At 65.6% G+C, this 23,142-nt stretch carries 17 protein-coding genes and 1 pseudogene; 11 read left to right on the forward strand and 7 right to left on the reverse strand.

Annotated features, from left to right (window positions below):
* The first annotated feature begins 143 nt into the window (after positions 1–143).
* Positions 144–1,514: an NAD(P)/FAD-dependent oxidoreductase gene (locus tag WKW80_RS27640; RefSeq protein ID WP_340366791.1), complete on the forward strand. Its 1,371-nt coding sequence runs from the start codon at positions 144–146 to the stop codon at positions 1,512–1,514.
* 96 nt (positions 1,515–1,610) lie between these two features.
* On the opposite strand, the gene WKW80_RS27645 is transcribed toward WKW80_RS27640, so the two are convergent.
* From WKW80_RS27645 to gcl, 3 genes are all read right to left on the reverse strand, one after another.
* On the reverse strand, positions 1,611–2,507 hold the full coding sequence (locus WKW80_RS27645) for a 2-hydroxy-3-oxopropionate reductase (RefSeq protein WP_340366792.1): 897 nt from the start codon (positions 2,505–2,507) through the stop codon (positions 1,611–1,613).
* A 39-nt stretch (positions 2,508–2,546) separates the two neighbouring features.
* On the reverse strand, positions 2,547–3,326 hold the full coding sequence (gene hyi, locus WKW80_RS27650; protein ID WP_340366793.1) for a hydroxypyruvate isomerase: 780 nt from the start codon (positions 3,324–3,326) through the stop codon (positions 2,547–2,549).
* 203 nt (positions 3,327–3,529) lie between these two features.
* Positions 3,530–5,323, reverse strand: a complete 1,794-nt coding sequence (gene gcl / locus WKW80_RS27655) for a glyoxylate carboligase (protein WP_340366794.1) — start codon at positions 5,321–5,323, stop codon at positions 3,530–3,532.
* 153 nt (positions 5,324–5,476) lie between these two features.
* Here gcl and WKW80_RS27660 point away from each other — a divergent pair, with 153 nt between their 5' ends.
* The 4 genes and pseudogenes from WKW80_RS27660 to WKW80_RS37445 all read left to right on the forward strand — a co-directional run.
* Positions 5,477–6,379, forward strand: a complete 903-nt coding sequence (locus tag WKW80_RS27660) for a LysR family transcriptional regulator (protein WP_340366795.1) — start codon at positions 5,477–5,479, stop codon at positions 6,377–6,379.
* Positions 6,367–6,579: a hypothetical protein gene (locus WKW80_RS27665; RefSeq protein ID WP_340366796.1), complete on the forward strand. Its 213-nt coding sequence runs from the start codon at positions 6,367–6,369 to the stop codon at positions 6,577–6,579. The genes WKW80_RS27660 and WKW80_RS27665 overlap by 13 nt, the downstream gene beginning before the upstream one ends.
* Positions 6,580–7,070: 491 nt before the next feature.
* The gene (locus WKW80_RS27670) at positions 7,071–9,398 is read left to right on the forward strand and encodes a hypothetical protein (protein ID WP_340366797.1); all 2,328 of its coding nucleotides are present in this window, start codon (positions 7,071–7,073) and stop codon (positions 9,396–9,398) included.
* Between the two features lie 186 nt (positions 9,399–9,584).
* Positions 9,585–10,289, forward strand: a pseudogene (locus WKW80_RS37445) (hypothetical protein); the annotation flags it as partial.
* A 71-nt stretch (positions 10,290–10,360) separates the two neighbouring features.
* Here the strand turns inward: WKW80_RS37445 and WKW80_RS27680 are convergent.
* From WKW80_RS27680 to WKW80_RS27690, 3 genes are all read right to left on the reverse strand, one after another.
* Positions 10,361–11,068, reverse strand: a complete 708-nt coding sequence (locus WKW80_RS27680; protein ID WP_340366799.1) for a GntR family transcriptional regulator — start codon at positions 11,066–11,068, stop codon at positions 10,361–10,363.
* Between the two features lie 5 nt (positions 11,069–11,073).
* Complete coding sequence (locus WKW80_RS27685; protein WP_340366800.1) at positions 11,074–12,396, reverse strand: C4-dicarboxylate transporter DctA; 1,323 nt, start codon at positions 12,394–12,396, stop codon at positions 11,074–11,076.
* Between the two features lie 243 nt (positions 12,397–12,639).
* Positions 12,640–14,091, reverse strand: a complete 1,452-nt coding sequence (locus WKW80_RS27690) for a short-chain fatty acyl-CoA regulator family protein (RefSeq protein WP_340366801.1) — start codon at positions 14,089–14,091, stop codon at positions 12,640–12,642.
* A gap of 117 nt (positions 14,092–14,208) precedes the next feature.
* On the opposite strand from WKW80_RS27690, the gene WKW80_RS27695 reads away from it, so the two are divergent.
* The 6 genes from WKW80_RS27695 (at position 14,209) to WKW80_RS27720 (ending at position 21,415) form a co-directional block, all read left to right on the forward strand.
* Positions 14,209–14,604, forward strand: coding sequence for an acyl-CoA thioesterase (locus WKW80_RS27695; RefSeq protein WP_340366802.1), 396 nt, complete (start codon positions 14,209–14,211; stop codon positions 14,602–14,604).
* A complete protein-coding gene (gene prpC / locus WKW80_RS27700) occupies positions 14,601–15,764 on the forward strand; it encodes a bifunctional 2-methylcitrate synthase/citrate synthase (protein ID WP_340366803.1) in 1,164 nt (387 codons plus the stop codon). The genes WKW80_RS27695 and prpC overlap by 4 nt, the downstream gene beginning before the upstream one ends.
* A gap of 43 nt (positions 15,765–15,807) precedes the next feature.
* Positions 15,808–18,405, forward strand: coding sequence for a Fe/S-dependent 2-methylisocitrate dehydratase AcnD (gene acnD, locus WKW80_RS27705; protein ID WP_340366804.1), 2,598 nt, complete (start codon positions 15,808–15,810; stop codon positions 18,403–18,405).
* Complete coding sequence (gene prpF / locus WKW80_RS27710) at positions 18,405–19,598, forward strand: 2-methylaconitate cis-trans isomerase PrpF (protein ID WP_340366805.1); 1,194 nt, start codon at positions 18,405–18,407, stop codon at positions 19,596–19,598. The genes acnD and prpF overlap by 1 nt, the downstream gene beginning before the upstream one ends.
* Positions 19,599–19,617: 19 nt before the next feature.
* Positions 19,618–20,478 (forward strand): isocitrate lyase/PEP mutase family protein, encoded by an 861-nt coding sequence (locus tag WKW80_RS27715; protein WP_340366806.1) that lies wholly within the window; start codon positions 19,618–19,620, stop codon positions 20,476–20,478.
* A gap of 79 nt (positions 20,479–20,557) precedes the next feature.
* Positions 20,558–21,415 carry an aldo/keto reductase gene (locus WKW80_RS27720; protein WP_340366807.1) on the forward strand — a complete coding sequence of 286 codons (858 nt, stop codon included), beginning with the start codon at positions 20,558–20,560 and terminating at the stop codon, positions 21,413–21,415.
* A gap of 174 nt (positions 21,416–21,589) precedes the next feature.
* Here WKW80_RS27720 and WKW80_RS27725 read toward each other — a convergent pair whose 3' ends face one another.
* The gene (locus WKW80_RS27725; RefSeq protein ID WP_340366808.1) at positions 21,590–23,077 is read right to left on the reverse strand and encodes a nucleobase:cation symporter-2 family protein; all 1,488 of its coding nucleotides are present in this window, start codon (positions 23,075–23,077) and stop codon (positions 21,590–21,592) included.
* Positions 23,078–23,142: the final 65 nt, after the last annotated feature.

Genomic DNA, 23,142 nt, shown 5'->3' on the forward strand with positions numbered 1-23,142 from the left:
GGAAGGCTACCCTAAAAGCGCTCGTTGTTCGCGTAGTGGAAGCACGGTGACACGATTTGACGTTCGGCGGGCGCCGGTGGCTAAACTCCAGCGCGAATCTGGGATCGGCTGACAGATCAACAACGCCGGAGGAGGCGCCTTTCATGGCAATGCAGAAATTTGACGGGGCCGTGCCGGATGTGGTCGTGATCGGCGGCGGGCCGGCGGGCTCGACAGTGGCAGCGTTGCTCGCGGACAAGGGGTATGACGTGGTGCTGCTGGAGCGGGCGCACCACCCTCGCTTTCATATCGGCGAGTCGCTGTTGCCGATGAACATGCCGCTGTTCGACCGGCTCGGCGTGCGCAAGGAAGTCGAAGCCATCGGCATCACCAAGCATGGCGGCGAGTTCGTCTCGCCCTGGCACGACCACACCAGCCTGTTCCTGTTCCGCGAGGCGATGGACAAGTCGTTTCCCTATGCGGTGCATGTGCGCCGTTCGGAGTTCGACGAATTGCTGTTCCGCCACGCCGCTGCGCGCGGTGCGCGCACTTTCGAAGGCCACAAGGTCCTGCACGTCGACATGGACGCGGGCAAGGGCACGCCAGACAACCGCGCACTCGTCAAGGTCCGGGCCGACGATGGCGCGGAGTCCGAATGGCGCCCGCGCTTCGTCATCGACGCCAGCGGGCGCGACACCTTGCTGTCGAACCAGTTCGACGCCAAGTTGCGCAACCGCAAGCACGCGAGCGCGGCGATCTTCGGGCACTTCGCCAACGCGCGCCGCACGCCCGGGCGCTATGAAGGCAACGTCACGTTGTTCTGGTTCGACCACGGATGGTTCTGGTTCATCCCTTTGCGCGACGGCACGACCAGCGTCGGCGCGGTGGCGTCGCCCGCCTACTTCAAGCAGCGCAAGGGCGACCTCACCAGCTTCCTCATGGAGACGATCGCGCTGGCGCCCAAACTGGCCGACCGGCTGAAGGATGCGACGCTGCTCGAAGGCGCAACTACCACCGGCAACTACGCCTACGACTCGAAGTTCTGCCGGGGCGACCGCTTCGCGATGATCGGCGATGCGTTTGCCTTCGTCGATCCGATGTTCTCGTCGGGCGTGTACCTCGCGATGAACAGTGCCTTCGAAAGCGCAACCGCCGTGGACCACTGGCTCAAGGGCGAGACCAAACTGGCAGAACAGGCCTTCCGCCGGTTCGAGAAGGTCATGAGGCACGGACCGAAGATGTTCTCGTGGTTCATCTTCCGCATCACCTCGCCGGCCATCCGAAAGATCTTCATGTACCCGCGCAACATGTGGCGTATGCAGGAGGCACTGATCTCGATCCTGGCGGGCGACCTGTTCCGCGGCACGCCCATCTGGCCGCGTTTGATGGGTTTCAAGGCGATCTACTACGCCTCTTGCATCACGATCATGCCGCAGGCCTTCAAGACCTGGGCATGGCGGCGCAAGAACCTGAAGGAGTCGCTGGCCGCGTCGGGGCTGGGAGCGCCGAAGGACGCGGTCTACGAGAAGGGTTGAGGCGCGGGGCCCTCAACCCGGTGGACGAAGCGCAGTGGTGCTGCGCCGCGGGGCCGTCACCCCGGTGGATGGAGCGCAGTGGTGTGCGCCCGGTCTTCAATCGGGCTGCACCGGATGTTGGGCCAACGCCTCCAGTGCCCTGACCAGCGCCGAGTGATCGGACTGGCCGTGGCCCAGGGCTGCGCAGGCGTTCATGAGCTGGGCCGCGCCTGCCGTTTGAGGCAGGGCCACGCCCAGTGCACGTGCGCTTTGCATCGCCAGGTTCAAGTCTTTCTGGTGCAACGCGATCCGGAAGCCGGGGGCGAAGGTGCGCTTGATCATCCGCTCGCCGTGCACTTCGAGAATGCGCGACGATGCGAAGCCGCCCATCAGCGCCTGGCGCACCTTGGCCGGATCGGCACCGGCCTTGCTGGCGAACACCAAGGCTTCGCCCACCGCGGCGATGTTGAGCGCCACGATGATCTGGTTGGCGACTTTGCACACCTGGCCGTCGCCGGCGCCGCCAACGAGCGTGATGTTCTTGCCCATCTTCTCGAGCAGCGGCTTGACGCGCTCGAACACCGCGTCTTCGCCGCCGCACATGATGGTGAGGCTGGCAGCTTTCGCGCCGACTTCGCCGCCTGACACCGGCGCATCGACATAGCCGCAGCCAAGGGCTTCGATCTTCTTCGCGAATCCCTTGGTTGCAACCGGATCGATCGAGCTGCAGTCGACGACGACCTTGCCCTTCGACAGGCCGGCCGCGACGCCGCCTTCGCCGAACAGCACCAACTCCACGTCGGGTGTGTCGGGCACCATCACGAAGACGATGTCGGCTTGTTGCGCAACCTCGGTGGCCGTCTTGCATGAAGTGGCCTTCGATGCGAAAGGCTCGGGCATCGCACCGCGCGTGTTGACGAACAGCTGATGGCCCGCGTCGAGCAGATGGCCAGCCATGGGCGCACCCATGATGCCAAGCCCGATGAAGCCGATTTTTTGCGATCCGTTGGACATTCTGTTTTCTCCTGTTGTTGTTGGCGATTGGGCGATGGGCTATTGGGTAAGCGCGCTGCGCCAGCCGAGGCCGTCGATGGTCGTGGCGCGCGGCTTGTATTCGCAGCCGATCCAGCCCGTGTAGCCGATGGCGTCGATGTGCTTGAACAGCCAGGCGTAGTTGATTTCGCCCGTGCCGGGCTCGCCACGGCCGGGGTTGTCGGCGAGCTGAATGTGGCCGATGCGCGCGAGTTGCTTGCCGAGCGTGTTGCCCAATTCGCCTTCCATGCGCTGCGCGTGGTAGATGTCGTACTGCACGAAGAGGTTGGGCGAGCCGACCTCGTCGAGGATGGCCAGCGCCTGGTCGGTACGGGTCAGGAAGAAGCCGGGGATGTCGAAGGTGTTGATCGGCTCGATCAGCAACTGGATGCCGGCGGCCTGCAGTTCCTTCGCGGCAAATCGCAGGTTGTCGACCAGCGTGGCATGTGCCGCCTGCGGGGTCACGCCCGCCGGCAGCTTGCCGGCCAGGCAGTTGACGCGCGGGCAGGCCAGCGCCGTGGCGTAGTCGATGGCACTGGCCACGCCTTCGCGGAATTCGGCGGTGCGGGCGGGGTCGCAGGCGATGCCGCGGTCGCCGCCGTCCCAGTTGCCGGCGGGCAGGTTGTGCAGCACCTGTTGCAGCTTGTTGTCGCGCAGCGCGGCGCTCAGCTCCTGCTTGGTGAACGGGTAGGGGAAGAGGTACTCCACCGCCTCGAAGCCCGCCTTGGCGGCGGCTTCGAAGCGCTGCATGAACGGCAGCTCGGTGAAGAGCATCGTGAGGTTGGCGGCGAACTTGGGCATGTTGTAGACGTAGAAAGTATTCGCGGGAAACTCCGCGGAACCGGCTCTGCCGGGCCGCGAGTGTTGCCCCCGGTAGGGGGTGGGAGGAGCGCACGAAGTGCGCGGAGCCTGGGGGCGAGCAACAGTCCTTCCTTCGGTAGGGGGTGGGAGGAGCGCACGAAGTGCGCGCAGCCCTGGGGACGAGCCCGACCCTCGAGCCTGGTCTAGTCCAGCATGGCTGCGGCGATGGCCGTCGGCGCGTCGTCGAGGCCCTCGGCCAACGGTTCGAACTCGTTGATCGCGTCGATCTCGGTCCCCATCGCGATGTTGGTCACGCGCTCCAGCATCACCTCGATCACCACCGGCACGCCGAACTCGGCCATGAGCTGCTCGGCGCGCTGGATCGCACCCTGCATCTGGTCCTGCTTGTAGACGCGGATCGCCTTGCAGCCCAGTCCCTCGACCACCTTCATGTGGTCCACGCCGTAGCTGGCCTCGACACCGGCGTCCGGCCCGGCATTGATGTTGTCGAAGCCGAGCTGCACGCAGTAATCCATCTCGAAGCCGCGCTGGCTCTGGCGGATCAGGCCGAGGTAGCTGTTGTTCACGACGATGTGGATGTAGGGCAGCTTGAACTGCGCGCCCACGGCCAGCTCTTCGATCATGAACTGGAAGTCGTAGTCGCCCGAGAGCGCGACGATCTTGCGCGCGGGGTCGGCCGCCCGCACGCCGAGCGCTGCCGAGATGGTCCAGCCCAGCGGGCCGGCCTGGCCGCAGTTGATCCAGTGGCGCGGGTTGTAGACGTGCAGGAACTGCGCGGCCGCGATCTGGGAGAGGCCGATCGTGCTCACGTAGCAGGTGTCGTGGCTGAAGTTGTTGTTCATGCACTGGTACACCCGCTGCGGCTTCATCGGCACGTCGGCGAAGTTGGTCTTGCGCAACATCGTCTTCTTGCGGTCGCGGCATTCGCCGACCCACTTGTTTCGGTCGGGCAGCTGGCCCTTGGCTTTCATCTCTTCGGCCACTTCGACGAACAGCTCCAGCGCGGCCTTGGCGTCCGACACGATGCCGAAGTCCGGCGTGAACACGCGGCCGATCTGCGTCGGCTCGATGTCGACGTGCACGAACTTGCGGCCCTTGGTGTAGACCTCGACCGAGCCGGTGTGGCGGTTGGCCCAGCGGTTGCCGATGCCGAGCACGAAGTCGCTGGCGAGCATCGTGGCGTTGCCGTAGCGGTGGCTGGTCTGCAGGCCGCACATGCCGGCCATCAGCGGATGGTCGTCGGGAATCGCGCCCCAGGCCATCAGCGTGGGGATGACCGGCACGCCGGTCGCCTCGGCAAAGCGAACGAGCAGGTCGGCCGCATCGGCGTTGATGATGCCGCCGCCGGCGACGATGAGCGGGCGCTCGGCGGCGTTGAGCATGCCGATGGCCTTCTCGATCTGGGCGCGCGTGGCGGCCGGCTTGTAGGGCTTGAGCGGTTCGTAGGTGTCGATGTCGAACTCGATCTGCGCCATCTGCACGTCAAAGGGCAGGTCGATCAGCACCGGGCCGGGGCGGCCCGAACGCATGATGTGGAAGGCCTGCTGGAACACTTGCGGCACCTGGCCGGGCTCGCGCACCGTGACCGACCACTTGGTGACGGGCTTGGAGATCGACTCGATGTCGACCGCCTGGAAGTCTTCCTTGTAGATGCGTGCGCGCGGCGCCTGGCCGGTGATGCAGAGGATCGGGATCGAATCCGCGGAGGCGGAATAGAGCCCGGTGATCATGTCCGTCCCGGCCGGTCCGGAGGTGCCGATGCACACGCCGATGTTGCCGGCCACGGCGCGGGTGTAGCCCTCGGCCATGTGCGATGCGCCTTCGACGTGCCGCGCCAGGATGTGGGCGATGGTGCCCTGCTTGCGCAGCGCCGAATACAGCGGGTTGATGGCTGCGCCGGGCACGCCGAATGCCTGCGTCACGCCTTCCTTTTCCATCACGAGCACTGCGGCCTGGGCCGCTGTCATCTTTGCCATGTCGTCATCTCCTAGTGAATGGGTCGATTCTGGGAATCAACCGGCTTTGCAAGAAGAGGGCACGCGACCATAAAACCTATTCCGCATTGGAATAAGTGAGTACCATCCAGCGCACCCGGCCGGCGCGTCCCGCCCCCGGGACAGGAGGACTTGATGGACCGCTTGCTTGCCATGGAAATGTTCGTGCGCGTGGTGGAGACCGGGAGCTTCTCCAAGGCGGCACGCGAGTTCAACACCACGCAGCCCACCGTGACCAAGCAGGTCGCCGCCATCGAGGCGCGCCTGAAGGTGAGGCTGCTCAACCGCAACACGCGCGGCGTCAGCCTGACCGAGTCGGGCGCCCTCTATTACGAGAAGTGCAAGGGCATCGTGCGCGACGCCGAGGAGGCCGACAACTCGGTGCAGCTGCGCCAGTCGCAGGCGCAGGGGCTGCTGCGCATCGGCACGTCGGTCGCGTTCGGGCGGCGCGTGGTGGTGCCGCAGGTGCTGGAGTTCATGGCGCGGCACCCGCTAGTGCAGGTCGACCTGAGCTTCGAAGACCGCTATGTCGACCTGGTGGCCAACGGCATCGATGTCGCGATCCGCATGGGCAAGCTGGCCGATTCTTCGCTGGGCGCGCGCTTCCTGGGCAGAAATCCGTGGGTCATGGTCGCGGCGCCGAGCTACCTGAAGGCGCACGGCATGCCGAAGCGCGCGCAAGACCTGAGTGGCCATGTCGCACTGATATATAGCAGCGTGGTCGGCGACGACGTGTGGCAGATGCACACGCCCAAGGGAGAGCCGGTAACGGTACCGGTGTCGGGCCGCCTGCGTTCCAACAACGTTTCCGCCGTGTTGCTCGCGGCCCGCAACGGCCTGGGCATCGCCATGATGCCGCACTACGTCGCGAGCGAATCCTTGGCCACCGGCAAGGTGGTCCGCGTCCTGCCCGACCATGGCCTGGCCGACCAGGAGATCCATGCCGTGTTTCCGTCGCCCAAGCTGGTCCCGGGCAAGGTGTTGAGCTTGATCGCGTTCCTTCAGGAGCGCTTCGGAGAGAACTGGTGGAATGCCTGAATCTCTCCAAAAAACGCTGCTCGAAACAAATTGATGCAATTAATGCAGAACTGTTGGAGCTTGCGAGCATCGTGCGCGGCACGGCGTACTTGACGCCCCAGCGTGTGGGCGATGCCGATCGGCTGCACGTGCGCTGCCATCTGCTGGTGCGCATGCTGACGCACCCGAAAATGGCGGAAGATCCTGACAAAAGCTCGTGAGATGGCCGAAATTGCGATCGTAAGCGTCGCGTCGGCCCGCGAGGCACCAATCTGCCCGCGTATTTCAGGCCGTGCGATACGTTGACCGCGCTGCTTTTCACCTGCGCCGGGTTGCCCGGGCGACGCAAAAGGCCGCTTATCGGCTGGACCGGGGCAAGTTGAGCCTCCGAAAAATGTGTGGATTTATTTCACGGCACTCATGGGTGAAAACCCTCATTTTGCCCGCTTGAAGCTCCATTTGCCCCCGCCAACAACGGTGAATGCGGCAACTCGGCCGGTCCGGCTGCGTCCCGCGCTCAATCACAAAATGTAGGAAAAATACCCGCGTTGCCTGTAGTCACTTACATCTTTGCAATTAAAAATAATGACGTAAGGAGATATTCAAATTGAAAGTTGTAAAGATTACATTATGTGTCGCCTCGGCAGTTATGCTAGCCGCCTGTGGTGGCGGTGGCAGTAGCGGCGGCGGCGCCATCGGCAGCTTGGGTGCCATGACCGCCACGGGTGAAAAACCGACGACCTCCGACGCGGCGGTCCAAAAGCTGGATACGAGCTGGGTCAAGGTGGCGAACGAAGGCGGTTCGCTCAACATGCCAAGCGCAACCGTCGTGCAGTACGGTGCCGGCGACAACTATGTCCAGAAGACCGTGACAGGGTCCGGGACTTGCAGCAACGCGTTCTTCGGCGGGGATCCTGCCTATGGCGTCGTGAAGGCCTGCTACACCCAGTCAGGCACCGCCTCGACGACCGCACCCACGACGACAGACGTCTATCTGGCCGCCGAGGGGGCTGGGTTCACCGTTGCAACCGGCTCTTCAGTGAAGTACGGCGCAGGTAGCGTTTGGATCGTGAAACCGGTCTCGGGCTCCGGCTCTTGCACCAACGCGTTCTTCGGCACGGATCCGGTGCCCAACGTGGTGAAGGCCTGCTACCTCGTTGCCGCAACGGCACCAGCATCCGACACCAGTACGAGCACCGGAACTGGTACCAGCACCGGAACTGGTACCAGCACCGGAACTGGTACCAGCACCGGAACCGGTACGAGTACCGGAACTGGTACCAGCACCGGGACGGGCACCGGAGGAAGCGGCACTGCGCTGGCCAATGACGTCGTCGACAGTTCCGGGGCTGTCAACAGCACGGCCTATGTCACGACTGCCGGCTTGATGAGCAAGAAAGAGGGCATTGCCTACCGCTATGGCGCGAGCGCGGCCGAGTCAGGCTTCGACAGTTCGAAACTGCCGACTTACGGCCAGCCGGGGGACAACCTGTTGCCCGCTCCCTATTCGACGAGCGCGTTCAAGGCCTACTGGCAGATCGGCGGGCCGCTCAACACGTCGTTCAACGACTACTCCTCCAACCAGGCGCAGGTCGCTTTCGTGGCCGATAACCCGGCAGCGACGGTCGGCGGAATTGGCGTGGCGCGGATCGAGACCCTTGGCATGCGCGATAACACGTTCACCCAGCGGCCCGACGTCTCCTGGACATATCCGGGCGGCATGGACGATCCGAGCGCAAAGCGCTACGGCGCGCGCGCTCCGGTCGCCATGGGACGCTGCTACGGTCGCCCCACCTGGTGCGTCAACAGCATCATCGGCTACCAGAGCGGCCTGATCGGCACCAGCGGCAGCAACACCTCGGAGGACCCCTCGACCGTGCAACTCGAACCCGGCTACGTGCCCACGTCGATTGCAGTCACCAACGGCGGCGAGTTTGCACTGGTCACCGTCTGGGACACCCAGAACGTGCGCGGGCGCCTGGCCGTGCTGGCACTGTCGGAGCGCAACCGCGACACGTGGCGCGGCGTCACGCTGCCCGGTATCCCGAACCAGGGCTCTGTGGGCTTCATGAAGATCATCGGTTATGTCGACTTGCCCTTCAAGGCGCCCACTGACGTCTCCGTGGCGACCGGCGTGGACCCCGAAAGCATGCACCGGATCAAAGTTCCGGGGGGTGGGACGAACTGGGTGGAATCCACCAGCGTGGATCTGCGCACCGAGTCCTGGCGTCAGAGCTTTGCCGTGGGTGGCATCAACTACGGCACCTATGCGCACGCCGGCGTCGCAGTGGTCACCTCCAAATCGGAGCGCAAGGCCACGTTCATCGACCTGAGGCCGCTGTTCGACTCCTACCGTGACGTGTACTTCACCGCCAACAACCGCACGAGCTTCGACAACGCCATCAACAACACCGGCATGGCCGCCAGCCAGTGGCCGTATGCGTTGACCGCGACGTCCTCGCCCACGGTGATCACGACCGTGTCGCTCGCCAGCCGGCCGACGGCTGTGAAGGTCAGCCTGTACAGCACCCAGCGCGCCTGGATCGCCACGGAAGACGGCACGTTGCACATCTACAACGTGGGCGGCTACCTCACTGGCGGCGGCACAGCGACGCCAACCACCATCGGGGAGGTGGGCACGGTGCCCGTGGGCAAGAACCCGACGCACATCGCCTACAACAAGCACAACTTGCCCGGCAGTGTGATGGTGGTCTCGCGCGCCGAGCGCAAGGTCAATTGGGTGGACTTCTCGGGCACCAGCGGCCAGGTTGTCCGCACGCTGCAGGACTCGCGTCTGCTGGACCCGGTGACGGCCGAGGACAACGACAACCATGGCACGCAGTCGTACTTGTTGACGATTGCCGACTACGGTGGCCAGCAGATTGCCAACTACCGCTGGGGATCGGTCGTCTTTGCAACCAACTCGGGCGGAGCCTGCCCGATGCCGAGCGGCTGCGGCATGGCCAGTGCCTTCGAGTTCGGCGGGCGCTGGGTGCCGGCAGGCAAGCCGTTCCAGGTGACTGGCGCGAACGTGCCCTGAGGGATCGGTAGGCGGATCCGGAGCGTCGCGCTGTCGGCGCCGCCGGATCCCACCGCGAATCAGCCCGAACTGAAGCATTGAGGTAGCTGGAACCCGAGCATGGCTCGGGCTCCAGCTTTTTTTTGCCTGTTTTTTCAGCAATGTGAATAGTGCAATTTGTTCTTGAATTTCACCCATCCGTGACATTGCAGCGCCGATGACCTGAATCGCGCGCTGGATTGGCTGCACGAGGCGCAGCCGCGCATCGAGCGACGCCTGGCGCGAGCGCACCTGGCGGGCAGCACGCTGGTGCAGTACGACCTCACGTCGACTTGGCTGACCGGACGCTGTTGCGAGTTGGCCGCGCGGCTATTCGCGTCATGATGGCAAGCGCGACGATCCACAGATCGTCTTCGGGCGGATCGGCACGCCCGAGGGCTTCCCGATCGCGGTGGAGGTGTTCGCCGGTAACACGGGCGACCCGGCCCCGGTCGCCGGGCAAGTGACCAATCTCAAGCAGCGCTTTGGTATCGAGCGAATCACCTGGGTGGGTGACCGCGTCACCGAGACGTCGTTCGCGCTTTGGCGCAAGGCCGACTCGTTGCGCGAGCGTCTGAAGCCCATGCTGTTTGACGACGAGTTCCGCCACCCGGCGCAGTTCGGCCGCGCTTCTCCGGTGGCCAAGGCGGTGCGCTCCGAACACGCCAGGGACAAGGACGCATCGAAGTACGCCAACGACGGATTGCCGTTGCACAGCCTGCGCACGCTGCTTCAGGACTTGGCAACGTTCGCCTGCAACATGACCGGCACGAGCCTCAACCCAGGCGTCAAGATCGTCATCACCACACGGCCACGCCGCTGCAGGACAAGGCCCTCGAGCTGCTCGCAGCCAACCCCGCTTGTCCCCAGTAAACCCGTGCCGCCTTGCTCGGAAAACGCAGCAGGATCAAAGGCTTGCGCTCATTCGGTGCGCAAGGTTCGGATCAGCGCGGGCGCAGGGCGTGCGGCCGTGCGACGGGTGCAAGCGTCGCGCGCAGGCGGGCGGAGGCGTCCGGTTCGACAGCAGCGGAATCGACCTCGAGCGCTTCCTCGACGTTGCCGATGTGCTTGAGCATCAGTTCCCGGGCCAGCGCGTTGTCGCCGGCTTCGAGCGCGGCGACGATCTCCGCGTGCTCCATGCAGGACTGAGCGGCTTCATGCGTCGATTGATACAGCGTGGCGGCCAGCGTGGTGCGGGCGGTGAGGTCGCGCAGCATGTCGCTCAGCAGCCGGTGGCCCATCTGCTCGGCCAGGCAAACGTGGAAATCGGCCAGCAGGAAGGCGCGCGTGGCGGCATCGGCACCATCGATCGCGCGTTGTTCTTCGGCGATGTGCTCGCGCAATCGGCGAATCACCTTTTGCAGCGGCCTGCCCGCGTCGCCCAGGATGCCCGATTCCACGATGCGGCGTGCCGAAAAGGCGTCGCGCGCCTCTTCGGCCGACGGCTCCACCACGAACCAGCCGCGCTTCGATTGCACCTCGACGAAACCGCGCGCCTGCAACTGCATCAGCGCCTCGCGCACCATCGTTCGGCTCACGCCGAAGTGGGTGGCCAGCGCCTGTTCGCCGAGTCGCTCGCCGGGCGCGAGCTTCTGGGCGAGGATGGATTCGACCACCTGCTCGGCAATCACGGTGGGCGAAACGATGGTCATGAAAGTCAATGGCTCGGGTTGAGTACAGGAAGGGCGCCGGGTTCAGCCAGCGGCTCATCGTCCGGAGAATAGCTGCCGTCGAGCACCGCATGCGCACGCTCGCGGTCGATGTCGCCTTCCCATGCCGCAATGGCGACGGTCGCGACGCAATTGCCGATCAGGTTGCCGAGCGCCCGGGCAATGCCCATGAACCAGTCCACGGACAGCACCAGCACCAGGCCGATCGCGGGAATCGCCGGAATGGCATGCAGCGTGGCCGCCAGCACCACGATCGCCGAGCCCGGCACGCCATGCGCGCCCTTCGAGGTGACCAGTGCAATCGCGAGGATGGTCAGCAGGTCGGACATCGAGATCGGCGTGTTGGTGGCTTGCGCAATGAACACGGCGGCCAGCGTGATGTAGATAGAGAACGCGTCGAGGTTGAACGAATAGCCGGTCGGGATCACCAGGCCCACGGTCGAATCGCGGATGCCCATGCGGCGCAGCTTGGCCATGATCTGCGGCAGCACGCTGTCGGAGGAGGTGGTGGCGAACACGATGGTCAGCTCTTCGCGCAGGTAGCGCAGCAGCTTGACGAGGCTGAAGCCCGACATGCGCATCACCAGTCCCAGCACGCCGAACACGAAGACCAGCACCGCGCCGTAGAACAGCGCCACCAGCATTCCCAGTTGCTTCAGCGAGCCGATGCCGTACTTGCCGACCGTGAAGGCGATCGCGCCGAGCACGCCGAGCGGCGCCAGCTTGATGAGGATGCCCATGATCTTGAACAGCACCAGCGAGAGCGCGTCCACCACCTGCGCGACGGGCTTTCCGCGGTCGCCCAGCAGCGTCAGCGCGCAGCCGAACAGCACTGCGAACAGCAGCACCTGCAGCACGTCGCCGGTGGCGAAGGCATTGACCACCGTGGTCGGGATCAGCTTCATCAGGAACTCGACGGTGCCGCCGCTGGTGAGCTTGTCGGCGTTCGACGCATAGGCGCTCATGGCCGAGGCATCGAGCAGCTTGGGGTCGACATTCATGCCCACGCCGGGCTTGAAGACGAAGGCCAGCACCAGGCCCAGCGCGAGCGCGACGGTGGTCAGCACTTCGAAATAGATCAGCGCCTTCACGCCGACCCGGCCGACGCGCTTCAGGTCGCCCGCGCCGGCGATGCCGTGCACCACCACGCAGAACACGAGCACGGGGATGATCATCTTGATCAGCTTGATGAAGCCGTCACCCAACGGCTGCAGCTTGGTGCCGAAGGCGGGCCAGAACAGCCCGATGAGCACGCCGATGACCAGGGCAATCACAACCTGGCCGAAGAGGGATTTCGCGAAACGGGGCATGAAAGGCTCCTGTTCAAGGTGCAAGTTTGCATGCAACATCGATCAAACTTGCATGCAAGAAATGTAGGCAAGATTTCGATGTGAAGGCAGAGGGTATTCCCGAGGGTTGCGGGTGCTGGACATAGGGGCTGGGCGCCGACTACCTCGATGCCGGGAAGCGGCGGCAACATGCGTGAAGCACAGACCAGGCCACCCGCCAATTCGCCATTCGGCAAGCCCGTATCTGCCGCAGCAGGTCAACGCTTACGAGCGGCCTGCCTTGTCGTTGCGCCCCGAATCGCCGGCCACGGCATAGGGCGCGAATCGGCTTTCGTTCTCGTCTACGTCGAGGGGCCGCCCGACGAACGGAAACGCCCGCTGCGGGCAAGCGACGCGCTCGCACACCTTGCAGCCCATGCCGATGGGCGTCGGCACGTCCGGATCCTTGAGATCGAGGCCCTTGGCATAGACGAGCCGCGGCGCAAAGCGGATGTCGCACCCCAGCCCGACCGAGAAGGTCTTGCCCGGCAATCCGAAGCCGCGCTGCCCGTGCGACACCGTGCGCGCGATCCACAGGTAGGTGCGGCCGTCGGGCATGCGCGCGAGTTGGGGCAGGATGCGGCCCGGTTGCGCGAAGGCTTCGTAGACGTTCCATAGCGGGCAGGTGCCGCCGATCTTGGAGAAGTGGAAATGCGTCGCCGATTGGCGCTTGGAAATGTTGCCGGCGCGGTCGACGCGGACGAAGAAGAACGGCACGCCCGGCGAGTCCGGGCGCTGCAGGGTGCTGAGGCGGTGGCAGATCGTTTCGAAGCCGACACCGAAGCGGCCGGCCAGCAGGTCGATGTCGTAGCGCAGGCTTTCGGCCGCCGCAAGAAACACGCCGTACGGCAGCAGCAATGCGCCGGCGAAGTAGTTGGCCAGGCCGATTCGCGCGAGCCCATGCGCGGCAGCATCCCCGAAGCCGGCGCCTTCGACGAGCGATTCGATCAAGGCGCTCTGCTCCAGCAGGGCGAGTTGCGTCGCCAGTTGGAAGGCCTGCTGCCCAGGCGCCATCCCGGACGACAGTCGCAGCACGCGGTTCGCGGGGTCGTAGCGGCGCTGGCTGTCTACTGCGCCGTCATCCGTGGGCACCACGCGCACGCCGCGCTGCTTCATCAAGCGTTGCAGCAGCCATTCGCCGAGCGTGCCGCCGTACGCGCGTGCCTCGGATGCAAGCGCCTCGGCGGCCATATCCAGCGGCTCGATGTGGTTCCGGTTCGCGAAGAAGAAGTCGCGCACCAGCTCGAAGGGCATCGGTCGTGCGCGGGTCAGTTCGCCGCGGCCATCACCGAGTTCCGTGGCCATGACTTCGAGGCGTTCCATCGCTTCCTGGTGGCGCCGGTGCAGCGCCAGCAAGGCGCGGCCCACGGCAGGCATCTGCGAGGCGATCTCCTGCAGTTCCGGCAATGCCACCGCTTCGCCGCCAGGGTTGTCCGCGAGTGCGTCCCGCATGTCGGCGACGAGGCGGGCCTCTTCGTCTTCGGAGAATTGCTGCACGTCCACGCCGAGCGCCCGGCTGATCTTCAGGAGCACCGGAACAGTGAGCGGCCGCTGGTTTTGCTCCAACTGGTTCAGATAGCTCGGCGAGAGGCCGAGCGCCTGGGCCAGTGCGACCTGCGTCATACCTCGCTCCGCGCGCAGCTTGCGCAGACGCACGCCCATGAAAGTCTTCTTCATCGTGTTCTCCGGGGGACTGGACGTTTCGCAAAATTCGCAAACTCACGGGTTATCGTTCGCAAATGTTCGCACTTTCAGTACTTCTGCAAAACCTCGATTGTGCGTAAATTGCGAAGCATGACAACACCCAACGGCCCCGTCGAACTCCAGGACATCGTCTTCCCGGACCAGGCCAATCACTACGGCACCTTGTTTGCCGGGCACGGACTGCAGTTCATGGCGAAGGCCGCCTTTCTGGCGGGCCGCAGCGTGGCTCAGCGCGACGTGGTGATGGCCGGGGTGACCGGCGTGGAATTCCTTTCACCCATCCCGGTCGGCGACGTGCTGACGCTGCGCGCCTGGGTCAGCCGCGTGGGCCGCACCTCGATGACGGTCTGCGTGACAGGCCTGGCGGAGACGCTCGGCGCGCCGCGGGAAGAAGTCCTCAAGGGTGTCTTCGAGATGGTGGCAGTGGATGCCGCAGGACGCCCCATTGCCATTGAACGCTCATATATAAGCAAGGAGACAGCATGACCCCCGCGACCGAAGCCGCAACCCTAGGTTTCAAACCCAAGAAATCCGTTGCCCTGTCGGGCGTGACCGCCGGCAACACGGCCTTGTGCACCGTCGGCCGCACCGGCAACGACCTGCACTACCGCGGCTACGACATCCTCGACATTGCCGAAGTCTGCGAGTTCGAGGAGATTGCGCATCTGCTGGTGCACGGCAAGCTGCCCACGCGGGCCGAACTGGCTGCCTACAAGGCGAAGCTGAAGGCCATGCGCGGCGTGCCTGCGAGCGTCAAGCAGGCGCTCGAACAGATTCCCGCCGGGGCTCACCCGATGGACGTGATGCGTACCGCCGTGTCGGCGCTGGGCTGCACGCTGCCCGAGAAGGATGACCACAACACACCAGGCGCGCGCGACATCGCCGACCGGCTGATGGCCTCGCTGGGCTCCATGCTGCTGTATTGGTACCACTGGTCCACCCAGGGCAAGCGCATCGAGGTGGAGACCGACGACGACTCGATCGGCGCGCACTTCCTGCATCTGCTGCATGGACGCAAACCCTCGGCCGAATGGGAGCGCGCGATGCATACCTCGCTCAACCTGTACGCGGAGCACGAGTTCAATGCCTCGACCTTCGCGGCGCGTGTGATCGCCGGCACCGGCAGCGACATGTACTCGGCCATCTCCGGCGCGATCGGCGCGTTGCGGGGCCCCAAGCATGGCGGCGCCAACGAGGTCGCGTTCGAGATCCAGAAGCGCTATGACAACCCCGGCGAGGCCGAGGCCGACATCCGCCGCCGCGTCGAGGCCAAGGAGGTCGTGATCGGCTTTGGCCACCCGGTCTACACGGAGAGCGACCCGCGCAACGTGGTCATCAAGGGCGTGGCCAGGTCGCTGTCGAAGGAAGCCGGCTCCAGCAAGATGTTCGACATCGCCGAGCGGCTCGAATCCGTGATGTGGGAGGTCAAGAAGATGTTCCCCAACCTCGACTGGTTCAGCGCGGTCAGCTATCACATGATGGGCGTGCCCACCGCCATGTTCACGCCGCTCTTCGTGATCTCGCGCACCTCTGGCTGGGCTGCGCACATCATCGAACAGCGCGTCGACAACAAGATCATCCGGCCGAGCGCCAACTACACCGGCCCGGAAGACCTGAAGTTCGTGTCGATCCAGGACCGCATCTAACCAACACGCGACATCAGCGGCGCCGCAGGGTGCCGCCCGCCCCATGAACACCCGATACCGCAAGAATCTGCCCGGCACCGCACTGGACTACTACGACGCACGCGAAGCCGTCGACGCGCTCCAGCCCGGTGCCTGGGCCCGGCTGCCCTACACCTCGCGCGTGCATGCCGAAAACCTGGTGCGCCGTTGCGACCCGGCCATCCTCGACGAATCGCTGAGGCAACTGATCGAGCGAAAGCGCGAGCGCGACTTCCCGTGGTTCCCGGCGCGCGTGGTGTGCCACGACATCCTGGGCCAGACCGCCCTGGTGGACCTGGCCGGCCTGCGCGACGCCATTGCCGACATGGGCGGCGACCCCGCCAAAGTGAATCCCGTGGTGCAGACGCAGTTGATCGTTGACCATTCGCTGGCGGTCGAATTCGCCGGCTTCGACCCGGACGCTTTCGCCAAGAACCGCGCCATCGAAGACCGCCGCAACGAGGACCGCTTCCATTTCATCGAGTGGACCAGGAAGGCCTTCAAGAATGTCGAGGTGATCCCGCCGGGCAACGGGATCATGCATCAGATCAACCTGGAACGGATGTCGCCGGTGGTGCATGCGCGAGACGGCGTCGCCTATCCCGACACCCTGGTGGGCACCGACAGCCACACGCCGCACGTCGATGCCCTGGGTGTGATCGCCATCGGGGTGGGCGGGCTCGAGGCCGAGAGCGTGATGCTCGGCCGTGCATCCTGGATGCGCCTGCCCGACATCGTCGGCGTGGAGCTCACCGGGAACCCGCAGCCCAATATCACCGCCACCGACATCGTGCTTGCGCTGACCGAGTTCCTGCGCAAGGAGAAGGTGGTGGGCGCCTACCTGGAGTTCTTCGGCGAGGGCGCCTCGGCCCTGACGCTGGGCGACCGCGCGACCATCTCCAACATGACGCCGGAATTCGGCGCCACCGCGGCGATGTTCTCCATCGACCGGAAGACCATCGACTACCTGCGGTTGACCGGGCGCGAAGACGAACAGGTGCGCCTGGTCGAGATCTACGCCAAGGAGGCCGGCCTGTGGTCCGACGCGCTGGCCACCGCCGAATACGAGCGCGTGCTGCACTTCGACCTGTCCTGCGTCGTGCGCAGCATGGCCGGGCCATCGAACCCGCACAAGCGTTTGCCGACTTCGGATCTGGCCTTGCGCGGCATCGCCGCCAAGTGGGAGGAAGTGCCCGGCCAGATGCCGGATGGCGCCGTCATCATCGCGGCCATCACCAGTTGCACCAACACCAGCAATCCGCGCAACGTCATCGCGGCCGGCCTGCTGGCGCGCAACGCCAACGCGCGCGGGCTCGTGCGCAAGCCCTGGGTCAAAACCTCGCTGGCGCCCGGCTCCAAGGCGGTGCAGCTTTACCTGGAAGAAGCCGGGCTGCTGTCCGAACTGGAAAAGCTGGGCTTCGGCATCGTCGCGTTCGCCTGCACCACGTGCAACGGCATGAGCGGCGCGTTGGACCCGGTCATCCAGCAGGAAGTCATCGACCGCGACCTGTACGCCACGGCCGTGCTGTCGGGCAACCGCAACTTCGACGGTCGCATCCATCCCTATGCGAAGCAGGCCTTCCTGGCCTCGCCGCCGCTGGTCGTGGCCTATGCGATCGCCGGTACCGTGCGCTTCGACATCGAGAAGGACGTGCTGGGCATCGACGCCGACGGCCAGGCGGTGACCTTGAAGGACATCTGGCCCGGCGATGCGGAGATCGACGCGATCATTGCCGAGAGCGTCAAGCCCGAGCACTTCCGCCGCGTGTACGACCCGATGTTCAAGATCGGCGTGGCGAGCGACGAGAAGATCAGCCCGCTCTACGACTGGCGTCCGCAAAGCACCTACATCCGCCGCCCTCCGTACTGGGAAGGCGCCCTGGCCGGCGAACGAACGCTCAGGGGCCTGCGACCGCTGGCCGTGCTGCCCGACAACATCACGACCGACCACCTGTCGCCGTCCAATGCCATCCTGATGGACAGCGCGGCCGGCGAGTACCTGCACAAGATGGGCCTGCCGGAAGAGGACTTCAACTCCTATGCCACGCACCGTGGCGACCACCTGACTGCGCAGCGCGCGACCTTTGCCAACCCGCAGCTCGTCAACGAGATGGCCGTCGTCGACGGCAAGGTCAGGAAGGGATCGCTCACCCGCGTCGAGCCCGAGGGCCAGGTCGTGCGCATGTGGGAAGGCATCGAGACCTACATGCAGCGAAAGCAGCCGCTGATCATCGTCGCCGGCGCCGACTACGGCCAGGGCAGTTCGCGCGACTGGGCCGCCAAAGGCGTGCGCCTGGCGGGTGTGGAGGCGATCGCGGCCGAGGGCTTCGAGCGCATCCACCGCACCAACCTGATCGGCATGGGGGTGCTGCCGCTGGAGTTCAAGCCGGGCGTGGACCGGAGGACGCTGGACATCGACGGTACCGAGACCTACGACGTGGTGGGCGAACGCCGGCCACGTGCCGACCTGACGCTGGTCATCCATCGCAAGAACGGCGAACGCGTCGAAGTGCCCATGACCTGCCGCCTGGACACGGCCGAGGAGGTGTCGATCTACGAGGCCGGTGGCGTGCTGCAACGTTTTGCGCAAGACTTCCTTGCATCATCTACACAAGCTGCCTGATGCCACAACTTCCACAGATCAGGATTGCTGCCACCTACATGCGTGGCGGAACCAGCAAGGGCGTGTTCTTCCGCCTGCAGGACCTGCCCGCGGCGGCGCAGGAAGCGGGGCCCGCACGCGACGCGCTGCTGAGGCGCGTGATCGGCAGCCCCGACCCCTACGGCAAGCAGATCGATGGCATGGGCGCGGCCACTTCGAGCACCAGCAAGACGGTCATCCTGTCGAAGAGCGCACGGCCCGGGCACGACGTCGACTACCTCTTCGGCCAGGTAGCCATCGACGCCCCCTTCGTCGACTGGAGCGGCAACTGCGGCAACCTCTCGGCGGCCGTCGGACCGTTTGCAATCAGCAACGGCATCGTCGACGCGAGCCGCGTGCCGCGCAACGGCATTGCGACGGTGCGCATCTGGCAGGCCAACATCGGCAAGACCATCGTGGCGCACGTGCCGATCACCGATGGTGCGGTGCAGGAGACGGGTGATTTCGAACTGGACGGCGTGACCTTTCCGGCCGCTGAAGTGCAGCTCGAATTCATCGACCCGGCCGACGAGGGCGACGGTGAAGGCGGCGGCGCCATGTTCCCCACCGGCCAGGTGGTCGATGACCTGGAGGTGCCCGGCATCGGCACGCTCAAGGCCACGCTGATCAACGCCGGTATCCCGACCATCTTCGTCAATGCCGAATCCATCGGCTACGGCGGCACCGAACTGCAGGACGCGATCAACGGGGACGCCAGGGCGCTGGCGATGTTCGAGACCATCCGTGCGCACGGCGCGGTCCGCATGGGGCTGATCCAGCACGTCGACGAAGCTGCCAGGCGCCAGCACACGCCCAAGGTTGCCTTCGTCGCCAAGCCCGCTGGCTACGCCGCGTCGAGCGGCAAGGCGGTCGAGGCCGGCGACGTCGACCTGTTGGTGCGCGCCCTTTCCATGGGCAAGCTGCACCACGCCATGATGGGCACGGCGGCCGTGGCCATCGGCACCGCCGCCGCGATTCCCGGCACGCTGGTGAACCTGGCGGCCGGCGGCGGCGAACGCAAGGCCGTGCGTTTCGGCCATCCCTCGGGGACACTGCGCGTGGGCGCGGAGGCCGCGCTGGTCGACGGCCGGTGGACGGTCACCAAGGCCCTGATGAGCCGCAGCGCCCGCGTGCTGATGGAAGGGCATGTGCGCGTGCCCGGCGACAGTTTTTGAATCTCACAGGAATTCCTGAATGTCCACTCGCAAGCAACTCAAGGCCCTGGCGGAGGCTCGCCGCGGCGTGATCGTGCCCGGCGCGTTCAACGCGCTGTCGGCCAAGGTCATCGCAGACCTCGGCTACGAAGCCATCTACGTCACCGGCGCCGGCGTCACCAACATGTGGTTCGGCATGCCGGACCAGGGCTTCATGGGCCTGCACGAGATCGCCGACCACACGGCGCGCATTCGCGATGCCGTGAGCGTGCCCCTCATCGTCGATGCGGACACCGGCTTCGGCAATGCGCTGAACGTGCGCCACACGGTCCGCGTGCTGGAACGCGCGGGCGCCGACTGCATCCAGCTCGAAGATCAGGTTGCCCCCAAGCGCTGCGGCCATTTTTCGGGCAAGGAAGTCATTTCAACCGAAGAGGCGGTCGGCAAGATCAAGGCGGCGGTGGACGCCCGGCACGACCCGGACTTCCTCATCATGGCCCGCACCGATGCCTGCGCCACACAGGGCTTCGACGCGGCCATCGAGCGCGCGCAGAAGTTCGCCGAGGCCGGCGCAGACATCCTGTTCGTCGAAGCCGTGACCACGCCCGAGGAGATCCGCGCATTGCCGCGGCGCCTCGCCAAGCCCCAGTTGATGAACATGGTGATCGGTGGCCGCACTCCCATCTTCGGTGCCGAAGAACTGGCCGGGCTGGGCTACGGCATCGTGCTGTACGCCAACGCTGCACTGCAAGGCGCGGTGGCCGGCATGCAGAAGGCGTTGACCGTGCTGCGCGAGACGAAGCGTATCGATGAAGACCCGGCTCTGGTGACGCCGTTCGACGAACGCCAGCGGCTGGTCGGCAAGCCCGAGTGGGATGCGCTCGAAAAGCGCTACACCTGAGCGGCCACTTCCGGCTGAGACGCCATCCAGCTCGCCGCTGGCCTGATCCAACCAGGATGCAACCATGAGGGACGAGACCATGACGCGAACCGTCTCCACGCCTGCCGGCGCCGCCATGCCTGTCCTCGGCCTGGGCACATGGCGCCTTGGCGAAGCTGCCAACCGTCGCACCGCCGAGGTTGCGGCCGTGCGATCGGCCATCGGCATGGGCTACCGGTTGATCGACACCGCCGAGATGTACGGCGACGGCGGTTCCGAGGAGGTCGTCGGCGAGGCCATCGCGCAGGCCATCCGCGCCGGCGAGGTGCAGCGCGACGAGTTGTTCATCGTCAGCAAGGTCCTGCCCCAGAACGCCAGCCGCAAGGGCACTGCGCAAGCGTGTGCGCGCAGCCTGGCGAGACTGGGGCTCGACCGCATCGACCTGTACCTGCTGCATTGGCAGGGCCCGCACCCGCTGCGCGAAACCTGTGCCGCCCTACAGGCGCTGGTGGCGCAGGGCGACATCGGCCAATGGGGCGTGAGCAATTTCGACATCGACGACATGGCCGAGTTGAACGCACTCGGCGAGGGCAAGGGCTGCGCCGCCAACCAGGTCTATTACTCGCTGGGCGAGCGCGGCCCGGAGTTCGGCTTGCTGCCCTGGCTGCGCGACCACGGACAGCCGCTGATGGCCTACAGCCCGATCGACCGGGGCGCGCTGGCATCGGATGCAAGGCTGGAGGCGCTGGCCGCGCGGCGGGGCGTCACGGTGGCGCAACTCGCGCTGGGGCGGCTGCTGGCCGAGTCCGGCGTCGTCGCCATTCCAAAGGCAGTGCGCGAGCGTCACTTGCGTGAAAACCTCGCGGCGGCGGCGCTGGTCCTCACGCCTGAAGAGATCGTCGAAATCGACCGCCTTTATCCGCCGCCGCGGCGCAAGACGCCGCTCGCGATGATCTGACCGTTGCGATCCCGTGCGGGAAACACCGCAGAAGCCGGAGGCGAGCCGGATTCCTCTTGGCGCCACGCATCATCACGTGTAGATCGCCGCACCCGCGACAGTGCCCCTATGGCGCAAACCCGGCGCCTCGCGGCCGCCGGGTTCTAGTTGAAGGCGCCGCACACGGCGCAGGACTCAATGCGCTTCGGCCTGCTTGGCCGCCGCGATCGTTGCAGCCTCGTCGTGTTTCGCGCCATTCAGGAACAGATTCAGCACCACCGCGCAGATTGATGTCAGCAGGATGCCCGACTCGATCAGCGAGTGAATGCCGTGCGGCATCCACTGCTTGAAGTTGGGCGCGATCAGCGGAATCATGCCCACGCCGATCGACACGGCCACGATCATCGCGTTGTAGCGGTTGGTCTTGAAGTCCACGTTCGACAGGATGCGGATGCCGGTGGCGGCCACCATGCCGAACATCACCAGGCCGGCACCTCCGAGCACCACGGTGGGCAGCGACTCCACCAGCGCCGCCATCTTGGGCAACAGGCCCAGCACGATCAGGATCACGCCGCCGGCCACGCAGACGAAGCGGCTCTTGACGCCGGTGACCGCCACCAGGCCCACGTTCTGCGAGAAGCTGGTGTAGGGGAAAGTGTTGAAGATGCCGCCGATGAGCGTGCCCAGGCCATCCGTGCGCAGGCCGCGCGCCAGGTCCTGCTGCGTGATCTTGCGGCCGGTCATTTCGCCGAGTGCCAGGAACATGCCGGTGGACTCGATCATCACCACGATCATCACCAGCGTCATCGTCAGGATCAGCAGCGCGTCGAACTGCGGCAAGCCGAAGTGAAAGGGAAGCACCACGTCGACCCATGCCGCCTTGCCCACCTTCTCGTAGGTCATGATGCCCATGACCGTGGCGACGACGGCGCCGATGACGATGCCCAGCAGCACCGAGATGTTGGCGATGAACCCCTTGGCGAACTTGACGATCAGCAGGATCGACACCAGCACCAGCGCAGCAATGCCGACGCCCGACAGGTCCGCGTACTTGGGATTGGGCACGGTCGGCAGGATCGCGAAACCCTTGGGCACCGCCGGCGTGGCCGAGCCGGGCGAGGTCACGTCCGCCAGCCACTTGAGGTGCGCCGGGTCGACGACGTTGGGCGCTGTCGGGCCGAAGGGGTTGCCGAAGATCCAGTTGATGCCCACGCGCATCAGGCTGATGCCGATCACCGCGATGATGGTGCCGGTCACCACCGGCGGAAAGAAGCGCAGCATGCGGCTGACTGCCGGCGCGATCAGTATCGAGATGACGCCGGCGCCGATGATCGAGCCGAACAGCAGCTGCGCGCCGGCCGCGCCCGGATTGGCATTGGCCATCGCCACCATCGGCGCGACGGACGCGAAGGTCACGCCCATCATCACCGGCAGCTTGACGCCGAACCACTGGGTGGCCCCGAGCGACTGGATCAGCGTCGCAATGCCGCAGCAGAACAGGTCGGCCGAAATCAGCATCGCGACCTCGTCCGGGGTCAGCTTGAGCGCGCGGCCGACGATCAGCGGCACGGCGACGGCCCCCGCATACATCACCAGCACATGCTGGAGGCCCAATGCCGCGAGCTTGCCGGCCGGCATGCGTTGATCGACGGGGTGGACGGACGGCGACTCGGATGAACTCATGAACGACTCCTGGGCGGCTGACATCGGGGGAACCTGCGCGGGTTGACTCGCAAAGAATATGCCGG

The organism is Variovorax humicola, assembly GCF_037889915.1.
In the GTDB taxonomy this organism is placed as follows: Bacteria; Pseudomonadota; Gammaproteobacteria; order Burkholderiales; family Burkholderiaceae_C; genus Variovorax; species Variovorax humicola.

Coding starts and splice junctions, on each gene's coding strand:
- WKW80_RS27720 (WP_340366807.1), top strand. CDS start 20,558: ATGACGCGAACCGTCTCCACGCCTGCCGGCGCCGCCATGCCTGTCCTC.
- WKW80_RS27640 (WP_340366791.1), top strand. CDS start 144: ATGGCAATGCAGAAATTTGACGGGGCCGTGCCGGATGTGGTCGTGATC.
- WKW80_RS27690 (WP_340366801.1), bottom strand. CDS start 14,091: ATGAAGAAGACTTTCATGGGCGTGCGTCTGCGCAAGCTGCGCGCGGAG.
- WKW80_RS27660 (WP_340366795.1), top strand. CDS start 5,477: ATGGACCGCTTGCTTGCCATGGAAATGTTCGTGCGCGTGGTGGAGACC.
- WKW80_RS27725 (WP_340366808.1), bottom strand. CDS start 23,077: ATGAGTTCATCCGAGTCGCCGTCCGTCCACCCCGTCGATCAACGCATG.
- WKW80_RS27715 (WP_340366806.1), top strand. CDS start 19,618: ATGTCCACTCGCAAGCAACTCAAGGCCCTGGCGGAGGCTCGCCGCGGC.
- hyi (WP_340366793.1), bottom strand. CDS start 3,326: ATGCCCAAGTTCGCCGCCAACCTCACGATGCTCTTCACCGAGCTGCCG.
- prpF (WP_340366805.1), top strand. CDS start 18,405: ATGCCACAACTTCCACAGATCAGGATTGCTGCCACCTACATGCGTGGC.
- gcl (WP_340366794.1), bottom strand. CDS start 5,323: ATGGCAAAGATGACAGCGGCCCAGGCCGCAGTGCTCGTGATGGAAAAG.
- WKW80_RS27680 (WP_340366799.1), bottom strand. CDS start 11,068: ATGACCATCGTTTCGCCCACCGTGATTGCCGAGCAGGTGGTCGAATCC.
- WKW80_RS27645 (WP_340366792.1), bottom strand. CDS start 2,507: ATGTCCAACGGATCGCAAAAAATCGGCTTCATCGGGCTTGGCATCATG.
- acnD (WP_340366804.1), top strand. CDS start 15,808: ATGAACACCCGATACCGCAAGAATCTGCCCGGCACCGCACTGGACTAC.
- WKW80_RS27670 (WP_340366797.1), top strand. CDS start 7,071: ATGACCGCCACGGGTGAAAAACCGACGACCTCCGACGCGGCGGTCCAA.
- WKW80_RS27695 (WP_340366802.1), top strand. CDS start 14,209: ATGACAACACCCAACGGCCCCGTCGAACTCCAGGACATCGTCTTCCCG.
- WKW80_RS27685 (WP_340366800.1), bottom strand. CDS start 12,396: ATGCCCCGTTTCGCGAAATCCCTCTTCGGCCAGGTTGTGATTGCCCTG.
- prpC (WP_340366803.1), top strand. CDS start 14,601: ATGACCCCCGCGACCGAAGCCGCAACCCTAGGTTTCAAACCCAAGAAA.